Annotated in this window: 10 protein-coding genes; 3 read left to right on the forward strand and 7 right to left on the reverse strand. The window is 69.4% G+C overall.

The window, feature by feature from the left end; genetic code table 11:
* Nucleotides 1–79: 79 nt before the first annotated feature.
* Nucleotides 80–694, reverse strand: a complete 615-nt coding sequence (locus HW837_RS11335) for a TetR/AcrR family transcriptional regulator (protein WP_045561099.1) — start codon at nt 692–694, stop codon at nt 80–82.
* Nucleotides 695–866: 172 nt separating this feature from the next.
* Between HW837_RS11335 and HW837_RS11340 the strand changes: the two genes are divergently transcribed.
* Nucleotides 867–2,417, forward strand: coding sequence for an MFS transporter (locus tag HW837_RS11340; RefSeq protein WP_193381278.1), 1,551 nt, complete (start codon nt 867–869; stop codon nt 2,415–2,417).
* A gap of 154 nt (nt 2,418–2,571) precedes the next feature.
* Here the strand turns inward: HW837_RS11340 and HW837_RS11345 are convergent, their stop codons facing one another.
* From HW837_RS11345 to HW837_RS11360, 4 genes are all read right to left on the reverse strand, one after another.
* The gene (locus HW837_RS11345; protein ID WP_193381279.1) at nt 2,572–4,056 is read right to left on the reverse strand and encodes a DUF4153 domain-containing protein; all 1,485 of its coding nucleotides are present in this window, start codon (nt 4,054–4,056) and stop codon (nt 2,572–2,574) included.
* Between the two features lie 448 nt (nt 4,057–4,504).
* A complete protein-coding gene (locus HW837_RS11350; RefSeq protein ID WP_045561101.1) occupies nt 4,505–5,407 on the reverse strand; it encodes an ADP-ribosylglycohydrolase family protein in 903 nt (300 codons plus the stop codon).
* 12 nt (nt 5,408–5,419) lie between these two features.
* Complete coding sequence (locus tag HW837_RS11355; RefSeq protein ID WP_078853772.1) at nt 5,420–6,079, reverse strand: histidine phosphatase family protein; 660 nt, start codon at nt 6,077–6,079, stop codon at nt 5,420–5,422.
* Nucleotides 6,080–6,203: 124 nt separating this feature from the next.
* Nucleotides 6,204–6,809: a YdbC family protein gene (locus HW837_RS11360; RefSeq protein WP_045561103.1), complete on the reverse strand. Its 606-nt coding sequence runs from the start codon at nt 6,807–6,809 to the stop codon at nt 6,204–6,206.
* Nucleotides 6,810–6,962: 153 nt separating this feature from the next.
* Between HW837_RS11360 and HW837_RS11365 the strand changes: the two genes are divergently transcribed.
* Nucleotides 6,963–7,496 carry a TerD family protein gene (locus HW837_RS11365; RefSeq protein WP_237270103.1) on the forward strand — a complete coding sequence of 178 codons (534 nt, stop codon included), beginning with the start codon at nt 6,963–6,965 and terminating at the stop codon, nt 7,494–7,496.
* A 145-nt stretch (nt 7,497–7,641) separates the two neighbouring features.
* On the opposite strand, the gene HW837_RS11370 is transcribed toward HW837_RS11365, so the two are convergent.
* Nucleotides 7,642–10,533: a vitamin B12-dependent ribonucleotide reductase gene (locus tag HW837_RS11370; protein ID WP_045561105.1), complete on the reverse strand. Its 2,892-nt coding sequence runs from the start codon at nt 10,531–10,533 to the stop codon at nt 7,642–7,644.
* Nucleotides 10,534–10,692: 159 nt separating this feature from the next.
* Complete coding sequence (nrdR, locus tag HW837_RS11375; RefSeq protein ID WP_045561106.1) at nt 10,693–11,256, reverse strand: transcriptional regulator NrdR; 564 nt, start codon at nt 11,254–11,256, stop codon at nt 10,693–10,695.
* 538 nt (nt 11,257–11,794) lie between these two features.
* Here nrdR and lexA point away from each other — a divergent pair.
* Nucleotides 11,795–12,571, forward strand: a complete 777-nt coding sequence (gene lexA, locus HW837_RS11380) for a transcriptional repressor LexA (protein WP_045561107.1) — start codon at nt 11,795–11,797, stop codon at nt 12,569–12,571.
* The last annotated feature ends 34 nt before the right edge of the window (nt 12,572–12,605 follow it).

A 12,605-nucleotide genomic window follows, 5' to 3' on the forward strand; every position in this document is an offset into this window, starting at 1 on the left:
CTACGCCGCCCGTGTCCCCGCGCGACACCCAGGTTTCCCGGGGCAACCTCACCCCTGCCGCAGACGCCGCCCGGGCACGTCATCGACGGAGCAGCGGAACCATCAGCTGGTCGATCATCTCCTCGATGTCCCGCTCATTCCATTCGCTCCCGCACATCTTCGAGCGGTACATCATCATGGCCGGAATCGCGTCGAAGACATAGCCGTTGGCCGCGTCCGGCCGCACCTCGCCGCGCCGGATTCCACGCTCTACGACCTCGCGCAGCAGCTTGACCGTCGGCTCCACGACACCCTCGATGATCACACCGTGGAAGCGCTCGGCCTGCATGGTGTCGCATTCGTGAATCACCGATCGCAGCGCGAACCCGGGGCGGGAGAACATCGCCTCGCGCGCCTGACGGCACAGCGCCAGCAGGTCGTCGCGCACGCTCCCGAGGTCGGGCGCCTCCTCGAAGCGCGGCAGTCCGGCCTGCAGGGCGTCGGCGACGAGGTCCTCCTTGGAGGGCCAGCGACGGTAGACCGCCGCCTTGCCCGTCTGGGCGCCCGCGGCGACCCCCTCCATGGTGAGGCCGCTCCAGCCGACCGTGCTGAGCTGCTCCAGCGCGGCGTCGAGGATCGCACGCTCGAGCACGGCGCCGCGCCGGCGCGGGGAGACCGTCGGGGCGGGAGCGGTCGTCCAGCGCGAAGTGACCATCTGTGTTTCTCCGTTGAGCCAGGGGGCGGGGGCGCCGAAAGCGGAAGCGGACGGACGACGCGCGGAACACGGCGGCGGCTCAATGAACGCTTGCGTTCACTAAGGGGGACTCACTACCGTGGACGCGTCAGTGAACGCGAGCGTTCACTAAGGCACTTGTGGGGGACCCATAGTGACAACCTCTCCGTTGATCAAGCGTCAGAAGCCGGGAGCCGCCCGCCGGGAGGGGCGCCCCGGCATCGCACTCACCGTCATCGCGGCCTGCCAACTCATGGTGGTACTCGACGCGACGATTGTGAACATCGCCCTCCCGCACATTCAAGACGCGCTCAAGTTCAGCACCACCGACCTGACATGGGTGGTCAGCGCCTACACCCTGACCTTCGGCGGTCTGCTGCTCCTCGGGGGCCGGGCCGGTGACATCCTCGGCCGCCGCCGGGTGTTCATGACCGGCATCCTCGTCTTCACGCTCGCCTCGCTGCTCGGCGGGCTCGCCCAGGAACCCTGGCAGCTGCTCGCGGCCCGCGCTCTGCAGGGCGTCGGCGGAGCGATCGCGTCGCCGACCTCGCTGGCGCTCATCACGACGACGTTCGCCGAGGGGCCCGAGCGAAACCGCGCGTTCGGTGTCTTCGCCGCGGTCTCCGCCGGCGGGGGCGCCATCGGTCTGCTCGCGGGCGGCATGCTCACCGAGTGGCTCGACTGGAGGTGGGTGCTGTTCGTCAACGTGCCCATCGGTGTGCTGATCGCCGTCCTCACCCCGATGTACATCAGCGAGTCCGAGCGGCACCCGGGACGGTTCGACATCGCGGGCGCGCTCACCTCGACCGCCGGTATGGCCTCGCTGGTCTACGGGTTCATCCGCGCGGCGGAGGACGGCTGGCGCGACGGCCTGGCCATCGGTTCCTTCACGGCCGCGGTGGTCCTGCTGCTGGTGTTCGGCCTCATCGAGAGGCGCGCCAAGGAGCCCATCACCCCGCTGCGGATGTTCACCGACCGCAATCGCTCGGGCACGTACGTGATCATGCTGAGTCTCGCCGCGGCGATGTTCGGGATGTTCTTCTTCATCGTGCTGTTCGTGCAGAACGTGCTGCGCTACACCCCGATCGAGGCCGGTCTGGCCTTCCTCCCGGTGACCGTCGCGATCGTCACCGGTGCCGGCCTGTCCCAGCGGTTCCTGCCGGTGCTCGGTCCGAAGCCGTTCATGGTCGTGGGCTCCACGCTCGTGGTGCTCGGTCTGACCTGGCAGACCTTCATCAGCCCCGACAGCTCCTACGTCGGTGGCGTGCTCGGTCCGATGGTGATGTTCGGCTTCGGCATGGGCCTGAACTTCGTGACCCTCACTCTGACGGCGGTCTCGGGGGTCGCCCCGCACGAGGCGGGCGCGGCGTCCGGTCTGCTCAACGTCACTCAGCAGGTGGGCGGCTCGCTCGGCCTGTCCATCCTCACGACGGTCTTCGGCACGGCCAGCCGTGACGAGGGTGAGAAGCAGGTCCAGCTCTTCATGGCCCAGGCCACGGACGCGCAGAAGGCCGAGTTCGCCAAGACGCAGCAGTTGCCGGCCCCCTGGAGCCACGAGGTGCTCTCCCAGGGCATCTCCACGGCCTTCATACCGGCTGTCGCGATGGCCCTGCTCGCCCTGGCCACCGCCCTCCTGGTGATCAGGGTCCGCAAGAGCGACCTGGAAGCCCTCTCGGGCACTGCCGGACCCGCCGCCGGAGGCTGACGGCACGGTCACGGAAGCAGCCGCGCACCGGCCGGACCACACCCCTGTGCACGAGAATCAGGACGTGGTCCGGCCAGAGCGGCGAGCGGCGAGCGGCGAGCGGCGAGCGGCGAGCGGCGAGCGAAGGTACGGCGGCCCGCCGCCGCGACGGCTCTCAGCGGTAGAACTCCGGACCCAGCTCGCCGCACGCCGGTCCGCTCGCGTCACCCACCGGCGGACGCTCGACCAGGATGCGCCTGGCCTCGGCCTCGCCCCAGCTCGTGGCGTACCAGGGAACGTGCTGCCGCTCGTCCAGCTCCTCCTTGATGTCCCACAGCGCGCACGACCGCATGGGCTCCTCCAGCCGGTCCAGGGCCGGCACCGCGTCGGCGGACAACCCTCGTGCGTAGGGCAGGTCGAAGCGGCCCGTCGTCTCGTACCGTTCGACGTTGCGTTCGGCGATCATCCCGTCCGGCGACACCAGCCCGAACCCGAGCACCACGGCGACCGCGGCGGCCGCGACGGCGCGCGGCAGCCATCGGGCACCCCACACACCGGCGGCCATGATGAGCACGATGACCAGGCCGAGCCAGAGCTCCATGGTCAGCACCGAGATCCTCAGTCGCGTCAGTCCATAGGCCTCCACGTACATGTCCATACGTCGCACCGCGGATGCCACGACGACGAGCGCCAGCGCGCACAGCGTTCCCAGCACCCCACGCACGAGCGTCCGGTCACTCGATCGAGTGCGTGGGGCCCAGCGGAGGGCGACCACGATGACCACCAGGGTGAGCAGCGTGGCCATGAGCAGCTGCCAGAAGCCCTGGCGCGCGTACTGGGCGTAGGTCTGGCCGGTCTCCTTCAGGACCGCGTCGTAGCCACCGAAGAGCACGGCGAGCTGAACGGCGTTGAAGACGGCGAAGAGCCCGACGAGCCCGACCAGGGGCAGTGCCCACTCGACCCGGCCGCGGGCGCGCCCCGCAGGCACCTGGATGCGGTCCCAACGGGCGGGTGCGGCCGCCGTGCGGGCCGCCGCGAGGGTTCCGAACAGGCCCAGGCCGAGGAGCAGGAACCTCCAGGGGCCGTCGGACACGGAGACGTCGGGCACCAGAGCGCCGAGCAGATCGGCGAAGGCCGCGTCGGCGCCGGCGAACAGCGCCCCGAACACGAAGAGGAGGACGGCGGCCACGAGAAGTGCCCTCAGTACGGGCGCCAGGCGGTTGCGGTTGCCTCCCATCCGCTCGCGCAGGCCCTGCCAGGCCCAGGCCGGTCCGGTGACCAGCGAGGTGAAGACACCGACGGGTCCGAGCAGGACGGCCGGCCAGGTGCGGCCGCCGTGGAGGGCGAGCGAGCCCGCCGCGAACGCGGTGACGACGGCGAGGAACGAGGGCCACTCGGCGGCCCGCAGTGCGGGCACGGTCAGCAGCGCCAGACCGCCGGCGCCCCAGACGAGGGCCCACGGGCGGGGGCGTCGGCCCGCCCGGCGGCCGGCGGCGTACACGGCGAGGGTGGCGGGCACGGCGACGAAGACCAGGTTGACAGCCACTCCTTCGCCCAGCAGAAACATGCTGAGCAGACCGGTGGCCAGGGCCGCCCACAGGGTCGCGGTACGGATCGGTGCCGGGTCGCCGGGCGCGAAATCGATCAGTGCGGGCGGCATGGGCGGCGGTCCGCCCGGTAGGGGTGCGGGTATGCCCGCCCTGCCCTCCGCTGTGGCGTCGACAGGTGACGTCGGCCGGGGCCGGTCCTTGTCCGTCCCCGCACGAGCCCTCGGCGGCGGGCCTTCGGGTTCCGGCGTGGCTGGAGCTGACGGTGTTTCGGACATGGGACCCCCTCCCCCGACCGGCCCTCGTCACCCACCGTACGCAGCGCGCGGCTGCGGCAGAAGGCTCGTTGCCGGTACCTCTTCGCCGCCTCTCGTCATGATCAACAGACGGCGTGGCGGAAAGGGTATGCCGCAGGAACGGCCGCACCGCCGACCGCGGAGCGCACTGTGGCATTCCTGTGACAGTTGAGGCGCATGGGGCGGACGGGCCCAGGGAAGCGCACCCCTTCAGCCGTTCGTCCCGACTCATGCCGGTCCGCACGCCACGAGGCGTACCCGGGAGCTACCCCACCCGGAGCCAGTCCGGGAATGCCTCGGTCTGCCGCGTCCACGCCTCGGGAGGCGCCCCGGCCTTCCCGGCGGCGACCACTCCGCCGACGATGGCGCAGGTCGTGTCGACGTCACCGCCCACCTGGGCCGTCGTCCAGAAGCCCCGCTCGTAATCACCGAGGGCGCGTGCCGCCGACCAGAGCGCGAACGGCACGGTGTCGTGCGCCGTCGTGCGCCGCCCACAGCCCAGTACGGCGGCGACGGTGTCCGCGTCGGCGTAGTCGAGCATGTCGCGGGCGCGCCGCAGACCGGCGCCGACGGCGCTCTTGGGGACGAGGGCGACGACCCCGTCGAGCAGTGCACCGGGGCTCGGCGGCCCGGCGGGGTCGGCCGCTAGGGCGGCGGCCGCGGCGACGGCCATGGCGCCGACGACGGCCTCACGGTGCTGATGCGTGGGGTACGCCGAGATCTCGGCCTGATGGGTGGCCTGCTCGGGGTCGTCCGCGTACCAGGCGCCCAGCGGGGCGATCCGCATGGCAGCGCCGTTGCCCCAGGAGCCCTGGCCGTTGAAGAGCGCGGAGGCCAGCTCGCGCCAGTCGCCGCCTTCGCGGACCAGCCGCAGCAGGCGGTTGACCGCGGGGCCGTAGCCCCGGTCGAAGTCGTGGTGCACGGCGAAGGAGCGAGCGAGCTCGTCCTGGTCGATCCGGTGGTGGGCCGCGAGGACGGCCACGACGGAGCAGGCCATCTCGGTGTCGTCGGTCCACTGCCAGGGGCCGGGCGGGGTCGCGCGGCGCTTGAGCAGCGGGTAGTTCACGGGCACGAAGTACTGCGAGCCCAGCGCGTCCCCCACCGCGAGGCCGCGCAGGCTGGACAGGGCGCGCTCCAGGCGGCCGGTGGAAGAGGAGTCAGCGGTCATCGCCCTGCCACTCTAGCTGGTGGCTCCGTACGATTCCGGGTCCCGCCAGCGATCGAACGGCCGGTCGAGTGTGTACTTGCCGTCCTCCCCGAGAACGAGCATCCGCATCTCGGCGTTCCCGGGGTTCGACAGCGACTCGAACTCGGCGACCGTCCAGTGGAACCAGCGCATGCAGAACAGGCGCATGGCGAGCCCGTGGGTGACCAGCAGAACGTTCGGCGGGTGGTCGGGGTCCTCGAAACTGCGGAAGAGGCTCTCCAGGAAGTTGCCGACCCGGTCGTAGACGTCGGCGCCGGACTCCCCCTGCGCGAAGCGGTAGAAGAAGTGGCCGTACGCGTCCCGGTAGGCCTTCTGGAGGCGTACGTCGTCCGGGTCCTGCCAGTTGCCCCAGTCCTGTTCGCGCAGTCGTGGCTCCTCGCGCACACGCACCTGTTCGGGATTCAGGTGAAAGGCCTGGAAGGTCTCGTGCGTCCGGCGATAAGGGGAGACGTAGACGCTGACGCGCTCGCTGCCGAGCGCCTCGCGGATGCGTTTGCCGGTCTCCTCGGCCTGCTGCCAGCCGAGATCGGTGAGGGCGAGGGCGTGGTCGGGCTCGCGCTCGTACACGGTGTCATCAACATTGCCCGTTGACTCGCCGTGTCGGACAAGGATGATGCGCCGTGGTCGTGCCATGCCAAGACCCTAAAGGGGACGAGGGCGGATCGAGCACTCGTCCGGGCGGCATACGGCGTAGGTCACACAAGTCCCGCACACGCATCACATAGGTTTGAGATTCAAACTCAGCCCGGATGGAAGCTCAAACGATCCAGCTCGGCTCCAGTTCCACGATGTCGCCGGTCATGGCGGCGATGTCGGCCTCGATCTGGGCCCTCAGGGCAAGGCGTTCGATGCGTTCGACGCGGTACTTGCCGTGCTCGGCGGCCGACTGCCACATGGAGAGGATCAGGAACTCGTGTGCGGGTGCCTCACCGAAGAGTCCGCGCACCATGCCCGGAGAGCCCGCCATCGCGGGGTTCCAGACCTTCTCCTGCATCAGCGCGAAGTGCTCGGCCCGCTCCTCGTGGACACGGCAGTGCGCCACCCGCACCAGATCGGCCTCCGTGAACCGCGGCTCGAAACCGGTCTTCACGTCGAACCGGTGGTCGAAGAGCTTGGCCTGCATGTCCTTGAAGGTGCCCGACTGCGACGCGGCGAGCCGGTCGTGGGAGCGCGCCATGAAGGAGTCGTAGAAGGCACGGCTCTCCCAGAAGGAGAAGATGTGCGCCACACCGGCCCGCCCCCGGCTCCAACCCCCGCCCTGTCCACGGAATCCCGGCTCCCCCAGTAGCCCCGCCCACTTTCGCTGCCCCCGTTCGAAACCGCGGCGGTCCACCACGGTGCAGCGAATCCACTTGACCAGCACCGCGCCATGGTAAGGCCACGGAACGTGGCGGCGGTCACTCTCCGGCCGGTTGCACCCGGGCGAGCGCCCCGGCGCGCATGCGAGGATGGACAACTGGCCTGGAGTGCCAGCCAGTTCGGCCCGCACGCAGAGAAGAACGGGGAGGGAGTTCTGTTGAACGGCCTCAACAAGGGCATCCGCAAGGTCGAGGTGTCGCTGAAGTGGGACCCGAGTCCGGCCGGACAGCCGGCGACGGATCTCGACCTCGTCGCGGCCCCCTACTTGGCGACCGATCCGAGCGGCAGCCCCGCCTATGTGGTGCACTTCGACAGCCGCTCGCCCGACGGCACCATCAACCTCAACCGCGACAGCAAGACCGGCCAGGGATTCGGCTGGGACGAGGTCATGACGGTCGAGCTGAACCGCCTGGACAGCCGGTACGGCCGGGTCGTGATCGGTGTGGCCATACAGCAGGGATCGGGCCTGAGGACCTTCGGCGACGTCACCAAGCCCGCCCTGCGCATCCGCGAGGACTACACCGTCCTGACGGAGGACGACTTCGGCGGTGTCCTCGGATCGACGGCCGCGACCGTCGCCGAGTTCGTCCGTGACTCCACCGGAGAATGGACCTTCCACCCGGGCATCACCGGCTTCGACGAGGACCCGGCGACCTTCGCCCGCGTCATGGGCGGCACCCGCAAGCCCTGACTCCCCCGCCCTGACGGGGCACCCGGCGTTCGTAGACGTCGATCGCCCGGGCAGCAGCAGTTCCGCCCGGGCAGCAGAACGGGGAGCCGGCATGTCGCCGGCTCCCCGCCTCTGTCCGTCACTTCACGCCCGGAGGGCGCTCAGGTCAGCTGCAGCCGCTCGTCGAGCCGCAGCCCTCGCAGATGTAGCAGGAACCGGCCCGCTGCATCTTCGTCCCGCAGGAGAAGCAGAGCGGGGCGTCGGCCTGGATGCCCAGCTGCATCTCCACCAGCTCCGCGCTGGTGTGGGCCTGCTTCGGAGCGGGCTTGGCGCCCTCCTCGTCGGCCTTCGGGGCGGCGACCGCCTTCAGGGACTGGCGCGGAGCGGACTGGGCAAGGCCCTCGACGTCGACCTCTTCCTCGATCGGCTCGTACGACCCGGTCTCCAGGTGACGCTGACGCTCCTCGGCGGAGTGGATACCGAGCGCGGAGCGGGTCTCGAAGGGCAGGAAGTCCAGCGCCAGGCGGCGGAAGATGTAGTCGACGATCGACGCCGCCATCCGCACGTCCGGGTCGTCCGTCATACCGGCCGGCTCGAAGCGCATGTTCGTGAACTTCGAGACGTACGTCTCCAGGGGCACGCCGTACTGCAGACCCACCGAGACGGCGATCGAGAAGGCGTCCATCATGCCCGCGAGGGTCGAGCCCTGCTTGGACATCTTCAGGAAGACCTCACCGAGACCGTCGTCCGGGTAGGAGTTGGCGATCATGTAACCCTCGGCGCCGCCGACGGTGAAGGAGGTGGTGATGCCGGGACGGCCCTTCGGGAGGCGCTTGCGGACCGGGCGGTACTCGACGACCTTCTCGACGGTGGCCCGGATCGTCTCCTCGGCCTTCTCCGTGATCTCAGCCTTCTCCGTCTCCTTGGTCTTCGCGGAGAGCGGCTGGCCGACCTTGCAGTTGTCGCGGTAGATCGCGAGCGCCTTGACGCCCAGCTTCCAGGCCTCGAAGTAGATCTCCTCGACCTCCTCGACGGTCGCCGTCTCCGGCATGTTGACCGTCTTGGAGATGGCGCCGGAGATCCAGGGCTGGATCGCGGCCATCATGCGGACGTGGCCCATCGGGGAGATGGCGCGCTCGCCCATGGCGCAGTCGAAGACCTCGTAGTGCTCCTGCTTGAGGCCCGGGGCGTCGATCACATTGCCGTGGTCGGCGATGTGGGCGACGATCGCCTCGATCTGCTCCTCCTGGTAGCCCAGGCGGCGCAGGGCCTGCGGGACCGTGCCGTTGACGATCTGCATCGAGCCGCCGCCGACCAGCTTCTTGAACTTGACCAGCGCCAGGTCGGGCTCGACACCGGTGGTGTCGCAGGACATGGCGAGGCCGATCGTGCCGGTCGGGGCGAGCACGGACGCCTGCGAGTTACGGAAGCCGTTCTTCTCGCCGAGGCGCAGCACGTCCTGCCAGGCCTCGGTTGCGGCGGCCCAGACCGGGCTGTCCAGGTCGTCCATGCGGACGGCCGTGCCGTTGGCGTCGGAGTGCTGCTTCATCACGCGGTTGTGGGCGTCCGCGTTGCGGGCGTAGCCGTCGTACGGGCCGACGACCGCGGCCAGTTCGGCGGAGCGCTTGTACGCCGTGCCGGTCATCAGCGAGGTGATGGCACCGGCCAGGGCACGGCCGCCGTCGGAGTCGTACGCGTGGCCGGTCGCCATCAGCAGGGCGCCGAGGTTGGCGTAGCCGATGCCGAGCTGGCGGAAGGCGCGGGTGTTCTCACCGATCTTCTGGGTCGGGAAGTCGGCGAAGCAGATGGAGATGTCCATCGCGGTGATGACCAGCTCGACGACCTTGGCGAAGCGCTCGACCTCGAAGGACTGGTGGCCGAGGCCGTCGTCCTTGAGGAACTTCATCAGGTTCAGCGAGGCGAGGTTGCAGGACGTGTTGTCCAGGTGCATGTACTCGCTGCACGGGTTGGACGCGGTGATGCGGCCGGACTCGGGGCAGGTGTGCCAGTTGTTGATCACACCGTCGTACTGGATGCCCGGGTCGGCACAGGCCCACGCGGCCTCGGCGAGCTTGCGGAACAGCGCCTTGGCGTCGACCTTCTCGATGATCTCGCCGGTCATACGGGCGCGGAGGCCGAACTCGGTGCCGTTCTCCACGGCCGTCATGAACTCGTCGTTCACCCGGACCGAGTTGTTGGCGTTCTGGTACTGGACGGACGTGATGTCGTCGCCGCCCAGGTCCATGTCGAAGCCCGCGTCACGCAGGGCGCGGATCTTCTCCTCCTCCTTCACCTTGGTGGCGATGAAGTCCTCGACGTCCGGGTGGTCCACGTCCAGCACGACCATCTTGGCGGCACGGCGGGTGGCGCCGCCCGACTTGATCGTTCCTGCGGAGGCGTCGGCGCCCCGCATGAAGGAGACGGGGCCGGAGGCGTTGCCGCCGGAGGAGAGCAGTTCCTTGGAGGAACGGATGCGGGACAGGTTCAGGCCGGCGCCGGAGCCGCCCTTGAAGATCATGCCCTCTTCCTTGTACCAGTCGAGGATCGACTCCATGGAGTCGTCGACGGCCAGGATGAAACAGGCGGAGACCTGCTGGGGCTGCGGGGTGCCCACGTTGAACCACACGGGGCTGTTGAAGCTGAAGATCTGGTGCAGGAGGGCGTACGCCAGTTCGTGCTCGAAGATCTCGGCGTCGGCGGGCGAGGCGAAGTACTTGTTGTCCTCGCCTGCCTTCGTGTACGTCTTCACGATGCGGTCGATCAGCTGCTTGAGGCCGGTCTCGCGCTGCGGGGTGCCGACGGCACCGCGGAAGTACTTGCTGGTGACGATGTTGACCGCGTTCACCGACCAGAAGTCGGGGAACTCGACGCCGCGCTGCTCGAAGTTGACCGAGCCGTCGCGCCAGTTGGTCATGACGACGTCACGCCGCTCCCAGACCACCTCGTCGTACGGGTGCACGCCGGGGGTGGTGTGGATGCGCTCGATACGCAGGCCCTTGCTCGCCTTGGTGCCCTTGGCGCGGGAACTCCGTGCCGGACCGCTCGCCGTCTCTGTCATGCCGCCTCCCTGTACGGGCGAAAACGCCCTGAAGTGCCACGATGTTCCCGTGACACGGTGTTCTGTCTTGTGCCGCGACCCGGCTGACACAGCCGTTCGCGACAGGTCTGGATCGCCGCCGGTCGTCCGGACCCACTGGTCCGGCGGTGCGGCCCGCCGTCAGTCGGCGGCGTCGGCGGGCACCGGGACCTGCGCGGCCCCTCCGGACCCGCGGTCGCCCTCCACGCGCCCCTCGACCACGCTCACGACGCCCTCGTCGTTCGCGTCGGGGCGCTTCCCCTGCTCTTCCCTGAGTTCCGCGATCGCGGCCTCGAAGTCCTCCAGCGAGTCGAACGCCCGGTAGACGCTCGCGAACCGCAGGTAGGCGACGAGGTCGAGTTCCTGCAACGGGCCGAGTATGGCCAGCCCCACGTCGTGGGTGGTCAGCTCGGCGCTTCCGGTCGCGCGCACCGCCTCCTCGACCCGTTGGCCGAGTTGGGCGAGCGCGTCCTCGGTGACAGGCCTGCCCTGGCAGGCCTTGCGGACGCCATTGATGACCTTGGTACGACTGAAGGGCTCGGTCACGCCGGACCGCTTGACCACCATCAGCGAGCACGTCTCCACCGTCGTGAAACGACGGGAGCAGTCGGGACACTGGCGGCGCCTGCGGATCGACGTGCCGTCGTCCGTCGTACGACTGTCGACGACGCGGCTGTCGGGGTGCCTGCAGAAGGGACAGTGCATAACTCCAACCCTCCTCACAGCACGACTCGATAAGCCCCACGGGCCACTTGGGCCCCGCGGAAGCAGCCCCAAGCATAGGGGATGACCATGAGCCCGAGGACCCGGGGGACCACAACTTCTGGGCCGTTGTGGCAATCCAAGCACTAGATGTAGGGCTAGACGCGTAAATCCCCCCACGGCGCGCGTGTCGCGCACGTATCGGCATGTGCCAGATGGAGAGTCCGTCGCGGAGCGCGTCCGAACCGTTGCGGAGCGGACGCGGGCGCGGCGGGGGGCGCCACGAGAAAGGGGTCGGTACCCGGGCGGCGGAGTACCGGATGGCACACTGGGCCACGCGGCGACAGCGACCCACAAGGCCCTCGCCCCGGCGGTGAAGAGTACAGCAATCATCACTTTTGTCCGCCGGAGCCGTCGCCCTACACCCCGGCACATGGTCACGTCAGGAAATCCACGGTTTTTCACTCGAACGTGTGTTTGGCGCAACCTTTCGAAAGCAACTACCGTTGTGCTGCACGGGAGACCATCGAGAGGGGCCGACGTGACCACCACCGCTGACAGTGCCACCATCACTGCCCAGGACCGCTCCCAGAGCCGACTCGAGCCGGTGCATGCGATGAACGAAGCCACGAACCATGAAGGGCCCAAGCGCGCCCTGCCCGGCCGACCTCCAGGCATCAGGGCGGACAGCTCCGGGCTCACCGACCGGCAGCGCCGGGTCATCGAGGTGATCAGGGACTCGGTGCAGCGGCGCGGATACCCGCCGTCGATGCGGGAGATCGGCCAGGCGGTCGGCCTGTCCAGCACATCCTCCGTGGCGCACCAGCTGATGGCACTGGAGCGCAAGGGCTTCCTGCGCCGCGACCCGCACCGTCCGCGTGCGTACGAGGTCCGCGGCTCCGACCAGGCCTCGGCCCAGCCGACGGACACGGCGGGCAAGCCGGCCGCTTCCTACGTGCCGCTCGTCGGCCGGATCGCCGCCGGTGGCCCGATCCTCGCCGAGGAGTCCGTGGAGGATGTGTTCCCACTCCCCCGCCAGCTGGTGGGTGACGGCGAGCTCTTCGTCCTCAAGGTCGTCGGTGATTCCATGATCGAGGCGGCGATCTGTGACGGTGACTGGGTGACGGTCCGCCGCCAGCCCGTCGCGGAGAACGGGGACATCGTGGCCGCCATGCTGGACGGCGAGGCCACCGTCAAGCGCTTCAAGCGCGAGGACGGCCATGTCTGGCTGCTCCCGCACAACGCCGCCTATGAGCCCATCCCGGGTGACGACGCGACCATCCTCGGCAAGGTGGTGGCCGTGCTGCGCCGCGTCTGACGCCCCGCGGCGGACGGTCGCCCGTGCCGTCCCC

This window comes from Streptomyces caniscabiei (genome assembly GCF_014930365.1).
Classification (GTDB): Bacteria; Actinomycetota; Actinomycetes; order Streptomycetales; family Streptomycetaceae; genus Streptomyces; species Streptomyces caniscabiei.